Here is a 14,838-nt window from a genome sequence, read left to right as displayed (position 1 = left end):
GACCCCGCCGCGCCCCATCCGTGCGTGGGTGGCTCGCAGCTCCGCGGGAACACGACCCCCGGGCCCGCTCGTTCCCACCGTCGAACGCCCACGGATCCGTGGGCACCCGCCACACGGGGGCCACGATCGGCCACCCGGGACAGGAGCACCTGTGAGCGAGAAGCAGTACCGCACCCAGAACCCGGCCACCGGTGAGGTCGTCGAGGAGTTCCCCGGCCACACCACCGAGGAGGTCGGACAGCTCATCACCCGGGCTGACGAGGCCACCGGCCTCTGGGCCCAGCAGCCGGTCGAGCAGCGTGCAGCCGTCCTGCAGAAGGTCGCCGAGCTCTACGCGGAGCGGGAGGCCGAGCTGGCCGAGGCGATCGCCCTGGAGATGGGCAAGCCGCTCAAGCAGGCCGTCGGGGAGGTGCAGCTCGCCGCCTCGATCTACTCCTGGTACGCCGAGAACGGCCCGGCCCTCATCGCCGACCGCGAGCTCGACCAGGCCGAGGGCGCCAAGCGTTCCGTGCTGCGCACCGAGCCGGTGGGCACCCTGCTCGGGATCATGCCGTGGAACTACCCCTACTACCAGGTGGCCCGCTTCGCAGCGCCCAACATCCTGCTGGGCAACACCATCCTGCTGAAGCACGCCCAGATCTGCGCCGGCTCCGCGCGCCTCATGGAGCAGGCCTTCACCGATGCGGGGCTTCCCGGCGGCGTCTACACCGACCTGCGCGTCAGCAACGAGCAGGTGTCCGAGATCATCGCCGACCCGCGGGTCCGCGGTGTCTCCCTGACGGGCAGTGAGCGCGCCGGTTCCGCCGTGGCCGAGCAGGCCGGCAAGCACCTGAAGAAGGTGGTGCTGGAGCTCGGCGGGTCGGACCCCATGATCGTGCTCGAGGACGCCGACATGGAGCGCGTGGCCAAGACGGCTGCCAAGGCCCGCATGAGCAACGCCGGCCAGGCCTGCAACTCGCCCAAGCGCATCCTGGTGCCGAATGCGCACCTCGAGGACTTCGTGGCCACGCTGACTGCCGGTGTGGAGAAGCAGACCGTTGGCGACCCCCGGGAGGAGGGCACGCAGATCGGCCCGATGTCCTCCGAGGAGGCCCGCACGGACCTGCTGGAGCAGATCACCGATGCGGTCGAGAAGGGCGCCACGGTGCACACCGGTGGCCAGGCGATGGAGGGTGAGGGTGCCTTCGTGCAGCCGACCGTCCTCACCGGCATCACGCCCCAGATGCGCGCCTGGAGCGAGGAGCTCTTCGGCCCGGTGGCCATGGTCTACGGCTACGACTCCGTGGACGAGGCCGTCGAGTTCGCCAACTCCTCCTCCTACGGGCTCTCCGGGTCGGTCTGGGCGACCGACGAGGAGCAGGCCGCCGAGGTGGCCGACCGCCTCGAGGTCGGGATGGCCTACGTCAACGAGCACGGCACCACCATGCCGGCGCTGCCCTTCGGTGGCGTGAAGAACTCTGGTTTCGGCCGTGAGCTGGCCTCGTTCGGCGTGGAGGAGTTCGCGAACCACAAGCTGGTCCGGGTTGCCTCGCGCTGATCCCGACCCTGGCCTGACGCCGCCCCACGACCGTCTGGTCGTGGGGCGGCGTCGTGTGGGTGGGGCGGCGCACCCGGTGGTTGTCGGTGCCCTGCGGCAGGATGTCCCCGTGAGTCCGCAGCGCACGACGTCCAGCTCCGAGCAGGAGAACGCCCCCGACGAGTCCGAACTCCCCAGCGCGCCGGAGGCCGCCAGCACCCCCGACGTGCCCGATGAGGGCGTCCGTCACCAGTGGGAGGACCTCGCCCGCCGGGTGCGCGAGCACCGGTTCGCCTACTACCTGGGCCGTCCCACGCTCAGCGATGCGGACTTCGACACCCTCTTCCGCGAGCTCGAGCAGCTCGAGGAGGAGCACCCGGGACTGCGCACCCCGGAGAGCCCCACCCAGGAGGTCGGGGCACCGGTCTTCGAGACCGGTTTCGATGCGGTGGACCACGCCGAGCGCATGCTCAGCCTGGACAACGTCTTCAACACCGAGGAGCTGGCCGCTTGGTTCCAGCGGGCGCGCGACGCTGCCGGCACCACGGACCTGCACTACCTCTGCGAGCTGAAGATCGACGGTCTGGCGGTGAACCTCACCTACGAGGACGGCCGTCTGGTGCGGGCCGCCACCCGTGGGGACGGCCGCACGGGTGAGGACATCACGCTGAACGTGCGCACCATCGAGGGCGTCCCGCATCGGCTCACGCGACCCGCGGACGCAGCGGACGACGACACCGCGACGGTCGACGTTCCCCCGCTCGTGGAGGTCCGCGGTGAGGTCTTCCTGCCCATCGAGGAGTTCGCGGAGCTCAACGCCCGCCAGGTGGAGGCCGGCAAGGCGGCCTTCGCCAACCCGCGCAACGCCGCCGCGGGCTCGCTGCGGCAGAAGGACCCGCGGGTCACCGCATCGAGGCCGCTGCGGATGATCGTCCACGGCATCGGGGCCCGGGAGGGCTTCGACATCGCCCGGCAGTCCGAGGCCTACGAGCTGCTCGCGGGCTGGGGACTGCCGGTCACCACGCACGCGACGGTGCTGGAGACCCTGGAGGAGATCCAGGAGTACGTCACCCACTGGGGGGAGCACCGGGAGGGTGCCGAGCACGAGCTGGACGGTGTCGTCATCAAGATCGATGAGGTGTCGGTGCAGCGTCAGCTCGGGTCCACCTCCCGGGCGCCGCGCTGGGCGATCGCGTGGAAGTACCCGCCGCAGGAGGTCACCACCAAGCTTCGGGACATCGCCGTCAACGTGGGCCGTACCGGGCGGGTGACCCCCTTCGGCGTCATGGAGCCGGTCACGGTGGCGGGGTCCACGGTCTCCATGGCCACGCTGCACAACGCCCACGAGGTGAAGCGCAAGGGCGTGCTCATCGGCGACACCGTGGTGCTGCGCAAGGCCGGTGACGTGATCCCGGAGATCCTCGGCCCGGTGGCGGACCTGCGCGATGGCAGCGAGACCGAGTTCGTCATGCCCACCCACTGTCCGTCGTGCGGCACCGAGCTGGCGCCGGCCAAGGAGGGTGACAAGGACATCCGCTGCCCCAACAGCCGGTCGTGCCCCTCGCAGCTGCGCGAGCGGCTGTTCGGCCTGGCCGGGCGGGGTGCGTTCGACATCGAGTCCCTCGGGTGGGAGGGCGCCGGCGCCCTGCTCGATGCGGGGGTGCTCACCGACGAGTCCGGCGTCTTCGACCTCACCGCGCAGGACCTGCTGCGCACCGAGCTGTACACGCGGGCGGCGAAGAAGGCCGAGCTGGCGGCGGCCGAGGAGGGCGACCCCAAGGGCCTGCTGCCGCCCGGGGGAGTGGTCGAGGGGCGCGTGCTCTCCGCGGTGGGTGTGCGTCTGCTGGACAACCTGCAGCAGGTCAAGGAGCAGCCGTTGTGGCGGGTGCTGGTGGCGCTGTCCATCCGGCACGTCGGTCCCACGGCGGCGCGGGCCCTGGCAACCCACTTCGCCTCGATGGAGGCCATCCGCAACGCAACCACCGAGGAGCTCGCGGCGGTGGAGGGCGTGGGTCCCACCATCGCGGCGTCGGTCACGGAGTGGTTCGAGGGCGAGGGCAACGACTGGCACCGCGCCATCGTGGATGCCTGGGCCGCGGCGGGCGTGCGCATGGCCGACGAGCGCGACGATTCCATCGCGCGCACCCTGGAGGGGCTGACCGTCGTGGTGACGGGGTCGCTGGAGGGCTGGTCGCGCGACGAGTCCAAGGAGGCCATCCTCGCCCGGGGCGGCAAGGCGGCCGGATCGGTGTCGAAGAAGACCGACTACGTGGTGGTGGGCGCGAACGCCGGCTCCAAGGCCACGAAGGCCGAGGAGCTGGGCCTGCCGATCCTCACCGAGGAGCAGTTCGGTGAGCTGCTGGAGACCGGGCGGGTGCAGGGTGTGACCCCCGCCGAGGAGGCCTGACCCGTGGAGCGCCACCTCTGGCTCCTGGCCCTGGTCGCCGGCGGGTGGGCCACGGTCGTGTACGCCCTGGACGGGGCCGTCCTGCCCGCCCTGGGCCTGGGGTTGCTGACCCTGGTGGCATCGGCCATCAGCTCCCCGTGGTGGCGGGGGCGCTCGGCCCGCCATGCCGATGTGGTGGACCTTCCCGCCGCCGACCGTCCGGTGGTCGTCTACTGGCGCCCGGGCTGCACCTACTGTGCGCGCCTGAGGCGCCACCTGGGATCCGTGGGGCGCCGGGCCCGGTGGGTGAACATCTGGCAGGACGCCGGGGCCCGCGCCTTCGTGCGTTCGGTGAACGACGGCAACGAGACGGTGCCCACGGTGGTGATCGACGGGGAGCCACACACCAACCCCGCCCCGGACCTGGTGAGGCAGCGCCTCGAGGCCGTCTGATCGCCCGGGGCAGACTTCCCCCGTGAACGCCTCCGCACCGCGTCCCCTGCTGGGACCCACCGACCCCGTCCCCCCGGCCTCGCGTGTCCTGGTGGCCGGGGCCTCCGGGGCGGGCAAGACCACCCTGGCTGCGGCCCTGGCGCAGCGATGGGGTCTGACCCACCACGAGATCGACGCCCTCCACCACGGCCCGAACTGGACACCGCGGCCCACGTTCGCGCAGGAGGTCCACGCGTTCGCCGCCGCGGACGGCTGGGTCACCGAGTGGCAGTACACCGCCGTCCGGCCCCTGCTGGCCTCCCGCGCGGACCTGCTGGTGTGGCTCGACCTGCCCCGGTCCACCGTGATGCACCAGGTCACCCGCCGCACGCTGCACCGCCGCCTGCGCCGCATCGAGCTGTGGAACGGCAACGTCGAGGGGCCCCTGCGGCACATCCTGACCGACCCCGAGCACATCATCCGCTGGGCCTGGCGGACCCACGGTCTGCTGGCCGACCGCATCGCCACCGTCCGCGAGACCCACCCGGACCTTCCCGTGGTGCGTCTGTGCTCGCGGCGGGAGGTCCACACCTGGCTGCACGGCCCCGCATCCGAGGGGTTCCGGGACGGCTCCGTCGACCCGCAGCGGCGTCCGTAGACTGCGCCCCATGTCAGCCCTCTCCCGTGATGACGTCGCGCACGTCGCGAACCTCGCGCGCATCCACCTCGAGCCGGACGAGCTCGACCGCCTGGCCGGTCAGCTCGACCAGATCGTCGAGTGGGTCGCCCAGATCAGCGACGGTGCGTCCGACGACGTGCCCGCCATGTCCCACCCCATCCCCATGACCAACGTGATGCGTCCCGATGAGGTCCGCCCCGGCCTCACGCAGGACCAGGCGCTCTCGGGTGCCCCGCTGGCCGAGGAGGGCCGCTTCGGCGTGCCCCGCATCCTGGACGAGGAGTGAGCGCGCCCATGAGCGAGAACAACCCCACTGACACCACGCGCGCCAGCTCCCCGACGCAGGGCACCGAGGGCCTGGACCCCCTGGTCACCCTCACGGCCCTGGAGATGGCCGAGAAGCTCCGCGCCGGCGAGATCACCTCCGAGCAGCTCACCCGGGCGCACCTCGACCGCATCGAGGCCACCAACGGTGTGCTCAACGCCTTCTTGGTGGTCGACGCCGAGGGCGCCCTGACCACGGCCCGCGAGGTCGACGCCGCCCGCGCCGCGGGGGAGGAGCTGCACCCGCTGGCCGGTGTGCCCATCGCCGTGAAGGACATCGCCTGCACCCAGGGCCTGCCCACCACGGCCGGCTCGCGGATGCTGGACGGCTGGGTGCCGCCCTACGACGCCACCATCGTGACCCGCCTCAAGGCGGCCCGCATGCCCATCCTGGGCAAGACCAACATGGACGAGTTCGCGATGGGCTCCTCCACCGAGCACTCGGCCTTCGGCCCCACCCGCAACCCGTGGGACGTCACCCGCATCCCGGGTGGTTCCGGTGGCGGCTCGGCCGCTGCGGTGGCCGCGCACCTGGCGCCGCTCGCCATCGGCTCTGACACCGGTGGCTCCATCCGCCAGCCCGCGGCCGTCACGGGCTCGGTCGGCGCCAAGCCCACCTACGGCGGCGTCTCGCGCCACGGCGTCATCGCGCTGGCCTCCTCGCTGGACCAGATCGGCCCGTGCTCCCGCACCGTCGCCGACTCCGCGGCCCTGCACGAGGTCATCGGCGGCCACGACCCGGCCGACTCCACCAGCATCGACGCCCCGGCCCCCGCCGCCACCGCCGCGGCCCGCGCCGGGCTGGACGACAGCGCCGGCACCCTCAAGGGCCTGCGCGTCGGCGTCGTGAAGGAGCTCACCGACGTGGAGGGCTACCAGGCCGGCGTGAAGCAGCTCTTCGACGAGCGCATCGCCCAGCTCCGTGAGGCGGGTGCCGAGATCGTGGAGGTGTCCTGCCCGTCCTTCGCGATGGGGATGGCCGCCTACTACCTGATCCTCCCCAGCGAGGCCTCGTCCAACCTGGCCCGCTACGACGCCATGCGCTACGGCCTGCGCGTGGGTCCCGATGGGGTGGACGCCCCCTCCGCCGAGCAGGTCATGGCGGCCTCCCGCGACGCCGGCTTCGGCGAGGAGGTCAAGCGCCGCATCATCCTGGGCACCTACGCCCTCTCGTCGGGCTACTACGACGCCTACTACGGCAAGGCCCAGAAGGTGCGCACCCTCATCCAGCGCGACTTCGAGGCCGCGTTCGAGCAGTGCGACGTGCTGCTCTCCCCGACGGCGCCCACCACGGCCTTCCCGCTGGGCGACAAGCTCGACGACCCGCTGGCCATGTACCTCAACGACATCGCGACCATCCCGGTGAACCTGGCGGGCAACTGCGCTCTGGGTCTGCCGATGGGGCTCGCACCCGAGGACGGCCTGCCCACTGGTCTGCAGGTCATCGCCCCCGCCGGTGCCGACGAGCGCATGTACACCGTGGGCGCGGCCATCGAGGCCCTCATCGAGGCCACCGACGCCGCCGCCGGGGCCACCCCGGTGCGCGACAGCGTCCCGGCCGTCCCCGCCACGATCCCCCAGGAGGCCTGAGCATGGCGACGCAGACGAGCGACAAGGTCGTCCCCTTCGAGAAGGCCTTGGAGTCCTTCGACCCGGTGATCGGGCTCGAGGTGCACGTGGAGCTGAACACGAACACCAAGATGTTCTGTCCCTGCCCCACGGAGTTCGGCGCGGAGCCGAACACGCAGGTGTGCCCGGTGTGCCTGGGCCTGCCCGGCGCGCTGCCGGTGGTGAACGCCGCAGCGGTGGAGTCCGCCATGCGCATCGGCCTGGCCCTGAACTGCGAGATCGCGGAGTACTCGCGCTTTGCCCGGAAGAACTACTTCTACCCGGACATGCCCAAGAACTTCCAGACCTCCCAGTACGACGAGCCCATCGCCCACGACGGCTACCTGGACGTCACGCTGGACGACGGCGAGGTCTTCCGCGTGGAGATCGAGCGCGCCCACATGGAGGAGGACACCGGCAAGTCCACCCACGTGGGTGGTGCAACCGGCCGCATCCAGGGCGCCACGCACTCGCTGGTGGACTTCAACCGCGCCGGGATCCCCCTCATCGAGATCGTCACGCGCCCCATCCTCGGCGCGGGCGACCGCGTGGGTGAGGTGGCCCGTGCCTACGTCTCCACGCTGCGCGACCTGCTGAAGGCGTTGGACGTGAGCCACGTGCGCATGGAGCAGGGCAACGTGCGCTGCGACGCGAACGTGTCGCTGCGCCCGCGGGCCGGCGCCGAGCGCGTGCTGGGCCAGGACAACGCCGAGCAGGCGCAGGTGCCGCTGGGCACCCGCACCGAGACCAAGAACGTCAACTCGCTGCGCAGCATCGAGCGCGCGGTCCGGTACGAGGTCACCCGTCACGCCGCGGTGCTGCAGGCCGGTGAGTCGATCCTGCAGGAGACCCGCCACTGGCACGAGGACACCGGCATCACCACCTCGGGCCGGCCCAAGTCCGATGCGGACGACTACCGCTACTTCCCGGAGCCGGACCTGGTGCCCGTCGCCCCGGCCCGCGAGGAGGTCGAGCGCCTGCGCGGCACCCTGCCGGAGATGCCGTCGGTGCGCCGTGCCCGCCTGCAGGGCGAGTGGGGTTTCAGCGACCTGGAGATGCGCGACGTCCTGAACGCCGGTGCCGTGGACCTCATCGAGGCCACCATCGCCGCCGGCGCCACCCCCGCCGGGGCACGCAAGTGGTGGTCCGGTGAGGTGGCCCGTCGCGCCAACGACGCCGGGCAGTCCGTGGAGGAGTACGCGAACGCCGTGCAGCTGACCCCGGCCGCCGTGGCCGAGCTGGACGGCATGGTCTCCGAGGGCCGTCTCAACGACTCGATGGCGCGGCAGGTGCTCGACGGCGTGCTCGCCGGCGAGGGCTCGCCCACCGAGGTGGCGGACGCCCGTGGCCTGGCGATGGTGTCCGACGACGGCGCGCTGCAGGCCGCCGTGGACGACGTGATGGCCGCCAACCCCGACATCGTGGAGAAGATCCGCGGCGGCAAGGAGCAGGCGGCCGGTGCCCTCATCGGTCAGGTCATGAAGGCGATGAAGGGCCAGGCCGATGCGGCCCGCGTGCGCGAGCTGATCCTCGCCTCCGTCAACGGCTGAGCACCGCCCTCCAGCACCCTGCGTGTGAGCGCACGGTGAGCCGGCCCCCGCCGGTTCGCCGTGCGCTCACGCCGTGTTCACGGCAGGTTCACGGGCCGCTCACGATCGCCATGCACAGTGCCACGGGCGTTCCGGCAGCGGGCCGGGCTCGTTAGGCTGGGCAGCCAGATCCAGCGACAACTTCCCCGGGGAGGGACCATGCAGAACAGAACGGCAACCTTTGCCGGCCTCGGCCTGGTGGGCGCCGGCGGCGTGGTGCTGGCCGGGGCCCTGGCCGGGTGGTTCGGGGACGACGAATTGCCCGAGGAGGAGCACTCGCCCGTGGTGGCCGCGTCCTCGCAGGAGTCGGAGGGGGAGGCCTCTGGGGAGTCGCCCTCGCCGTCCTCGTCGCCGGAGCCCACCGGGTCCAGCGCGAGCAGCTCCTCCAGTGCGTCCTCGAGCCCCAGCACGTCCTCCTCGGCGTCGAGTGCGCCCACGAGCCCGAGTACCACGGCCCCCAGCTCCTCCACCAGCACGGCCCCGGAGCCCACGAGCTCCCCGGCCCCGGGGGACACCGCCACGCCCGACCCGCGTCCCTCAGCCCCCTCGAGCACCAGCGAGCAGGCCCCCAGCGAGCCGTCGCCCGAGGCGACCACGCCCATGCCGGAGCCGAGCAGCACGCCCACCACGCCGGCACCCACCAGCCCGTCGCCGGAGCCCAGCAGCACCGCGCCGGGCAACCCCGCCAAGCCGGGCGACCCGGTGGCCGCCCCGGCGCGGCTGACGATCCCCGGCATCGACTTCGACCGCGACGTCTCCGAGGTGGGTCTCACCAGCAAGGGCACGCTCAACCCGCCCCCGGGCATCACCGGCTGGTACGGCGAGACGGTGAAGCCGGGGGAGAACGGCATCAGCGTGATCGTCGGCCACGTCACCTACGGCCCGCCGGACGTCTTCTACCACCTGCCCGAGGTGAAGAAGGGCGACACCTTCACCACCACCGACGCGGACGGCCGCACCCGTGAGTGGAAGGTCGACCTGGTGGAGCACATCGACAAGGTGCAGCTCTCGCGCGACCAGCGCATCTGGGGCGACTCCGACACCCCGCAGCTGGCCCTGGTGACCTGCGACCCCGACACCCCGCGAACCGACGGCCACTCCGCCGTGAACGTGTTCGTCCTGGCCTCCCCGGCCTGATGGGGGAGCGCACCATCACCCGTCAGCTCGCCGTGGTGCGCCACGGCCAGGCCCAGCCCGCGCCGCCCGGGGGAGCAGACATCCAGCGCGCCCTCACCACCACCGGCGAGCAGGAGGCCCGCGCCGCCGGTCAGCGCCTGGCCTCGATGTGGGGGACCCTCGACCTGGTGCTGCACTCCCCAGCGGTGCGCACCACGCAGACCTGGCAGACCCTGGCCACCGAGCTCCCGGAGCTTCCGGCCGAGCAGGTCTGGCCCACCCGCGACGTCTACGAGGCGACCGTCCCGGACCTGCTGGCTGCCCTGGGTGACGTGCCCGAGGAGTGCCAGCGGGTGCTCCTGGTGGGCCACGCCCCGGGGATCCCTGCCCTGGTGGGTCACCTCACCGGTGGGTACCCGCAGGGCTGGTCCACCGGCCAGGTCGGCGTCATCGACCTGCCGGCCGGCCTGCCGTGGGCCGACCTGTACGAGGGGTGCGGCACCCGCATCGGCTGAGGCCCACCCACTCTGCCGGCGTCCGCGGCTGCTCGGATAGCGTGGCGCCGTGTCCAACCCCGCAGCGCAGACCGATGTGAACCACCTGCCGACCTCCGCCGAGCGTGTGACGGTCACGGTGCCCACCCCGGGGTGGGTCGAGGCCCTCGGCGGCCCCGCCGGAGAGGTCACCGGCTCGGCCCGCACCGTCCGCCTGGAGCACTGGGACCTGGCCGACGCCCGCCAGGACGATCCGGACGCCCCGCTGGTGGCTGCCGTCCCGCCGCAGTTCGCCATGACCCCCGACGCGGTCTCCCACCTGGCCGACCAGCGGCACCTGCGCTGGGCGTGGGCGCTGAGCGCCGGCTACGAGCACCTGGACAAGCGGCTGCCGGCGCCGGTGGGCATCTGCAACGCCAAGGGCGTCCACGAGGAGAGCACCGCCGACCACGCGCTGGCGCTCACCCTCATCGCGCTGCGCTCGCTGGAGACCCTCCGGGACGCGCAGGTGGAGGGGCGCTGGGAGCAGCGCACCGGGCCGGCGTGGCGTGCCAAGCAGCGGTCGCTGCACGAGTCCAGGGTGCTCGTGGTGGGCTACGGCGCCATCGGGAAGGCCATCGCGCGCCGCGTGGCGGCGTTCGGCGCGGAGGTCACGGCGGTGGCCACCAGCGCCCGCCCGGGGGACGAGCACGTGCAGGCGGTGCGCCCCATCGACGAGCTGCACGAGCTGCTGCCCCAGCACAACGTGGTCATCCTCATCACCCCGCTGACGCCCGACACCAAGGGGCTGATGTCGGAGCGCGAGTTCCAGCTCATGCCCGCCGGTGGGGTGCTGGTGAACGTGGCCCGCGGCCCGGTGGTGGACACCGATGCCCTGGTGGACGCGGCGGCCTCCGGGCACATCCGCGCGGCCGTGGACGTCACCGCGCCGGAGCCCCTGCCCGAGGGCCACCCGATCTTCTCGACGCCCGGCATCTACCTGACCCCGCACCTGGCCAGCGCCACGGCGGGCATGGACGACCGCCAGCTGGACCTCATCGGGGCGCAGTTGCAGCGCCTGGCCGATGCCGAGGAGCTCGCCAACGTGGTGCGCGCACCCCAGCCCGAGCAGGAGGACGCCGCGTGAGCACGCCTGAGTCCGGTTCCACCGCCTGGTGGGGGCCGTTCGACGCCGACCGCGGTGTGATCGCCGACCGGGAGGTGGCCGTCGTCGGCTTCGACGCCACCGCCGAGCTGCACGCCCAGAACCTGCGTGACTCCGGGGTGGACGTGCGGGTGGGCGCCCCGGAGGGCAGTGAGGAGGCCCACGCCGCGCAGGCCGAGGGCTTCTTCACCCTGTCGGTTCTCGATGCGGTGACCGACAGCGAGGTGGTGGTGCTCGGCACCGAGCACCTCACCGAGGTTGCCTCCGCCCTGACCGACGACCACGTGGTGGTGCTGACCTCCGCGGCGGCGGGGCGGGCCCTGCGGTCCTCGGTGGTGCGCCACCGGGGCGTGATCCTGCTGGTGGAGGTGCTGGGGGAGCCCGTGGCCACCCGGCAGGCGTACGTGGACGGCCGGGGCGCCCCGGCGGTGGTGGCCGTCGTGGCGCGGGGGAGCGCCGCCGGGCACGACCTGGCCGGCACGCTCACGGCGAGGCGCACCCCATCGGCCCCGGACGCCCGCGGTGACCAGCAGCAGCGGCTGGCCGTGGCCTACGCGGACGTCGTGGGGGCCACACGGGCCGCGGCCATCGGGGTGGACGCCCTGGACTGGGCTGCGGCGGCGGACTTCGCGGACACCCGGGTGACCCCGGTGCTGGAGGCGGTGCTGGCCGCGGGGCGTGACGCCCTGGTGGCCCAGGGCTTCGACCCTGTGGTGGCCGACCTGGCCGTGCTGCACCGGCTGCAGTCCGAGTTCGACCGGCTCACCGAGCAGGGCGCGCGGCCTTCGGTGGCTGCTCCGCACCGGGACGCCCTGGCCGCCGTGACCGGCCCCGCCCCGCGCTCGCGGGCCCGCCGCACGGCACCCCTCGAGGACGACGCGCAGGCCGCGGCGCGGCACGCACGTCTCGGTGAGGCCTTCGGCGGCTCCCGGTAGCCTCACCCCATCAGTTCGACCCCGCCCCTGATCCCGTCCCTGATCCCGCACCAAGGAGAACCCATGGCTTCCAGCACCGAGTTCGTCGTCGCACCCAGTGAGTCCCCGGCCTCGGAGGCAGACCGCCTGGAGGTGCTGGCGAATCCCGGTTTCGGTGTGCACTTCACCGACCACATGGCCGTGGTGGACCACACCGAGGCCGACGGCTGGCACAACGGTCGCGTGGTGGAGTACGGGCCCATCGCGCTGGACCCGGCGGCCTGCGTGCTGCACTACGCCCAGGAGATCTTCGAGGGCATGAAGGCCTACCGTCACGCCGACGGCAGCATCTGGACCTTCCGCCCGGAGAAGAACGCCGAGCGCATTCGCCGCAGCGCCCGCCGCATGGCCCTGCCGGAGATCCCCGAGGACACCTTCCTGGAGGCCATCCGCCAGGTGACCGCCCTCGATGAGGCGTGGGTGCCGGACGTGTCCGACGGCTCCGAGGCGTCCCTGTACCTGCGTCCCTTCCAGATCGCCACCGAGGCCTTCCTCGGGGTGCGTCCGGCCAAGGCCAGCCAGTTCTACGTCATCGCCTCCCCGGCGGGCCCGTACTTCCCCTCCGGTGTGAAGCCGGTGGACATCTGGGTCTCGCAGAACTACCACCGCGCCGGTTTCGGTGGCACCGGTTTCGCCAAGTGCGGTGGCAACTACGCCGCGTCCATGGCTGCCCAGGTGGAGGCCGCCGAGCACGGGTGCGCGCAGGTGATGTTCCTCGACGACCGCGAGGAGAAGTGGGTGGAGGAGCTGGGTGGCATGAACCTGTTCTTCGTGTTCGCCGACGGTTCCATCGTCACCCCGCCCACCTCCGGCACCATCCTGGAGGGCGTCACCCGCATGTCGCTGGTGGAGCTGGGCCGCGACCTGGGGCACGACGTGCAGGAGCGCCCCATCTCCCTTGATGAGGTGAGCGCCGGCGTGGCCGACGGCACCATCTCCGAGGTGTTCGCCTGTGGCACCGCCGCGGTCATCACGCCCGTGGGCTCGTTCCGCACCCCGGAGAAGACCTGGACCGTCGGGGGCGAGGACCGGTCGGAGGAGCTGGACGAGTCCTTCCCGGTGACCATGAAGCTGCGCACCACGCTGACGGACATCCAGTACGGCCGCGCCGAGGACACCAAGGGCTGGCTGCACCGCCTGGTCTGAGCGTCACCCGTCCTGCAGCGCCCGGTTCGTCACCTCGACGAGCCGGGCGCGCAGTGTCTGCCCCCGCTCGCTGAACCCACGCTGCGCGCCGACGTACTCGGCCTTGCCCTCGGGGGTCTCGATGCGGACCGGCTCGTAGCCCCATCCGGTCAGGTCGTAGGGGCTGGCGCGCATGTCCAGCTCGCGCACGTCCCGCGCCAGCTCGAGGCACTCGACCAGCAGCTCACCGGGCACCAGCGGACCCAGGGTGGCGGCCACCTTGTAGAGGTCCATCGTGGCGTGGAGGCAGCCGGGCTGCTCGAAGGCCGTCCGGTCATCCGGCCCGGGGGCCAGGGTGTTGAGCTCGCGGGAGCTGTCGGTGAAGAACCGGAACGCGTCGAAGTGGCTGCACGCGATGGTGTGGCTCTCGGTGACCGCATCGGTCCCCTCGCGGCCGAGCCGCAGCGGCACCCCGCCGTGGCGCCGGTCGTCGGCGTCCAGGCCGTGCACCATCGCCCACTCGTGCAGGCCGAAGCACCCGAAGCGGGCCGTCCGCCCGGCGGTGGCCTGCAGGATGAGGTGCCAGCGACGCACCGCATCGCCGCGGCGGGCCAGGAAGGCGGCGGCGTCCACGGTCACGGCGGAACCGACGAGCCGGTGGTCCTTCCACGTGGCGCGCTCACCCGCATCGGACAGTGCCACACCCATGCCGGGGTGCCAGCGGGCGATCTCGGCGGGGCGCCAGCGGTAGTACACCCAGAGGAAGTCCTCCACGGGGTGCTTCTCCCCGCTGGCCCGACGCTCGAGGTGTGGCCCCGCGATGGCGTCCACGCGCGCCGCGTGCGCGGCGGCACGGGCCTGCCAGTCCTCCCGGGGCAGCACCTCCAGCGGGGCCGGCGCATCGAGGGCCACGTACGGGGGAGTGGGGGAGGGGAACATCGCCCAGCAGTCTAGGCGGGGGCGCCACCACCGCCGGGTGCCAGCGCGCGGGCGGACGGGACGGTGTGAACCGTTGCCGCTCGTTCGCGTGCGGTGTAGCGTCCCCGCATGTCGCACAGATCATGGGGGGCCGTGGCGCTTCTCTCCCTGCTCCCGCTGACCGTCTCGTGCGGCTCCGAGACACCCCTTGATGCCGCGCCCAGCTCGCTCAAGGAAGCACGCGGGCTGGCGAAGAGCGTCGCCGAGTCGGGTGAGTGCAGCCACCTGGAGGACCTCGATCAGGGTGAGGCGGAATGGGTGTTCACCTGTCAGAACGGGGAGGGCGGGAAGAACATGTTCGTCATCACCGTGACGAGTGGCCCTGCCGGGAACCCTCTGGGACGGCCGGTTGTCGCGGGGGACCACTACGTCGTCACCGGGGGGGACGCCGAACTCCTGAGGGACTTCGGGGGCCAGTACCTGTCTTGAGGGGGCGTGCCCGTGGGAATCACGGTTGCCCGCCCCTCGAACCA

15 protein-coding genes are annotated in these 14,838 nt (G+C 72.5%); 13 read left to right on the top strand and 2 right to left on the bottom strand.

The window, feature by feature from the left end; all coding sequences use genetic code 11:
* Positions 1-151: 151 nt before the first annotated feature.
* The 7 genes from ACEY2A_RS05750 (at position 152) to gatB (ending at position 8,495) form a co-directional block, all read left to right on the top strand.
* Positions 152-1,537 (top strand): NAD-dependent succinate-semialdehyde dehydrogenase, encoded by a 1,386-nt coding sequence (locus tag ACEY2A_RS05750; RefSeq protein ID WP_374929900.1) that lies wholly within the window; start codon positions 152-154, stop codon positions 1,535-1,537.
* A gap of 109 nt (positions 1,538-1,646) precedes the next feature.
* The gene (gene ligA / locus ACEY2A_RS05745) at positions 1,647-3,923 is read left to right on the top strand and encodes an NAD-dependent DNA ligase LigA (protein ID WP_374929899.1); all 2,277 of its coding nucleotides are present in this window, start codon (positions 1,647-1,649) and stop codon (positions 3,921-3,923) included.
* A 3-nt stretch (positions 3,924-3,926) separates the two neighbouring features.
* Positions 3,927-4,355: a glutaredoxin domain-containing protein gene (locus ACEY2A_RS05740; RefSeq protein ID WP_374929898.1), complete on the top strand. Its 429-nt coding sequence runs from the start codon at positions 3,927-3,929 to the stop codon at positions 4,353-4,355.
* A 22-nt stretch (positions 4,356-4,377) separates the two neighbouring features.
* Positions 4,378-4,992: an AAA family ATPase gene (locus tag ACEY2A_RS05735; RefSeq protein ID WP_374929897.1), complete on the top strand. Its 615-nt coding sequence runs from the start codon at positions 4,378-4,380 to the stop codon at positions 4,990-4,992.
* Positions 4,993-5,002: 10 nt separating this feature from the next.
* Positions 5,003-5,299 (top strand): Asp-tRNA(Asn)/Glu-tRNA(Gln) amidotransferase subunit GatC, encoded by a 297-nt coding sequence (gene gatC / locus ACEY2A_RS05730; RefSeq protein WP_075867416.1) that lies wholly within the window; start codon positions 5,003-5,005, stop codon positions 5,297-5,299.
* A 104-nt stretch (positions 5,300-5,403) separates the two neighbouring features.
* Positions 5,404-6,927 carry an Asp-tRNA(Asn)/Glu-tRNA(Gln) amidotransferase subunit GatA gene (gatA, locus tag ACEY2A_RS05725; protein ID WP_374929975.1) on the top strand — a complete coding sequence of 508 codons (1,524 nt, stop codon included), beginning with the start codon at positions 5,404-5,406 and terminating at the stop codon, positions 6,925-6,927.
* A 2-nt stretch (positions 6,928-6,929) separates the two neighbouring features.
* A complete protein-coding gene (gatB, locus tag ACEY2A_RS05720; protein ID WP_374929896.1) occupies positions 6,930-8,495 on the top strand; it encodes an Asp-tRNA(Asn)/Glu-tRNA(Gln) amidotransferase subunit GatB in 1,566 nt (521 codons plus the stop codon).
* Positions 8,496-8,572: 77 nt separating this feature from the next.
* Here gatB and ACEY2A_RS05715 read toward each other — a convergent pair whose 3' ends face one another.
* The gene (locus ACEY2A_RS05715; RefSeq protein ID WP_374929895.1) at positions 8,573-9,163 is read right to left on the bottom strand and encodes a hypothetical protein; all 591 of its coding nucleotides are present in this window, start codon (positions 9,161-9,163) and stop codon (positions 8,573-8,575) included.
* Between ACEY2A_RS05715 and ACEY2A_RS05710 the strand changes: the two genes are divergently transcribed.
* The 5 genes from ACEY2A_RS05710 (at position 9,135) to ACEY2A_RS05690 (ending at position 13,408) form a co-directional block, all read left to right on the top strand.
* Positions 9,135-9,671 (top strand): class F sortase, encoded by a 537-nt coding sequence (locus ACEY2A_RS05710; RefSeq protein WP_374929894.1) that lies wholly within the window; start codon positions 9,135-9,137, stop codon positions 9,669-9,671. The two genes, ACEY2A_RS05715 and ACEY2A_RS05710, sit on opposite strands and share 29 nt — an antisense overlap.
* Entirely contained in the window at positions 9,671-10,165 is a 495-nt protein-coding gene (locus ACEY2A_RS05705) for a histidine phosphatase family protein (protein ID WP_374929893.1), read from the top strand. Before ACEY2A_RS05710 ends, ACEY2A_RS05705 begins: the two co-directional genes overlap by 1 nt.
* A gap of 49 nt (positions 10,166-10,214) precedes the next feature.
* Positions 10,215-11,270: a 2-hydroxyacid dehydrogenase gene (locus ACEY2A_RS05700; RefSeq protein WP_374929892.1), complete on the top strand. Its 1,056-nt coding sequence runs from the start codon at positions 10,215-10,217 to the stop codon at positions 11,268-11,270.
* Positions 11,267-12,223: a hypothetical protein gene (locus tag ACEY2A_RS05695; RefSeq protein ID WP_374929891.1), complete on the top strand. Its 957-nt coding sequence runs from the start codon at positions 11,267-11,269 to the stop codon at positions 12,221-12,223. The genes ACEY2A_RS05700 and ACEY2A_RS05695 overlap by 4 nt, the downstream gene beginning before the upstream one ends.
* A 63-nt stretch (positions 12,224-12,286) precedes the next feature.
* Positions 12,287-13,408 carry a branched-chain amino acid aminotransferase gene (locus ACEY2A_RS05690; RefSeq protein ID WP_374929890.1) on the top strand — a complete coding sequence of 374 codons (1,122 nt, stop codon included), beginning with the start codon at positions 12,287-12,289 and terminating at the stop codon, positions 13,406-13,408.
* A gap of 3 nt (positions 13,409-13,411) precedes the next feature.
* Here ACEY2A_RS05690 and ACEY2A_RS05685 read toward each other — a convergent pair whose 3' ends face one another.
* Positions 13,412-14,326, bottom strand: a complete 915-nt coding sequence (locus ACEY2A_RS05685; RefSeq protein ID WP_374929889.1) for a 3-methyladenine DNA glycosylase — start codon at positions 14,324-14,326, stop codon at positions 13,412-13,414.
* Positions 14,327-14,458: 132 nt separating this feature from the next.
* On the opposite strand from ACEY2A_RS05685, the gene ACEY2A_RS05680 reads away from it, so the two are divergent.
* Entirely contained in the window at positions 14,459-14,794 is a 336-nt protein-coding gene (locus ACEY2A_RS05680) for a hypothetical protein (RefSeq protein ID WP_374929888.1), read from the top strand.
* Positions 14,795-14,838 lie beyond the last annotated feature (44 nt).

It is taken from the genome of Kytococcus sedentarius (assembly GCF_041937525.1).
GTDB lineage: Bacteria > Actinomycetota > Actinomycetes > Actinomycetales > Dermatophilaceae > Kytococcus > Kytococcus sedentarius_A.
This window is presented reverse-complemented; position numbering and strand designations above follow the sequence as displayed.

Bases quoted from the DNA above. Each gene is read 5' to 3' on its own strand.
- gatC (WP_075867416.1), top strand. From the start codon at position 5,003: ATGTCAGCCCTCTCCCGTGATGACGTCGCGCACGTCGCGAACCTCGCG.
- gatA (WP_374929975.1), top strand. From the start codon at position 5,404: ATGGCCGAGAAGCTCCGCGCCGGCGAGATCACCTCCGAGCAGCTCACC.
- gatB (WP_374929896.1), top strand. From the start codon at position 6,930: ATGGCGACGCAGACGAGCGACAAGGTCGTCCCCTTCGAGAAGGCCTTG.
- ACEY2A_RS05710 (WP_374929894.1), top strand. From the start codon at position 9,135: ATGCCGGAGCCGAGCAGCACGCCCACCACGCCGGCACCCACCAGCCCG.
- ACEY2A_RS05705 (WP_374929893.1), top strand. From the start codon at position 9,671: ATGGGGGAGCGCACCATCACCCGTCAGCTCGCCGTGGTGCGCCACGGC.
- ACEY2A_RS05690 (WP_374929890.1), top strand. From the start codon at position 12,287: ATGGCTTCCAGCACCGAGTTCGTCGTCGCACCCAGTGAGTCCCCGGCC.
- ACEY2A_RS05685 (WP_374929889.1), bottom strand. From the start codon at position 14,326: ATGTTCCCCTCCCCCACTCCCCCGTACGTGGCCCTCGATGCGCCGGCC.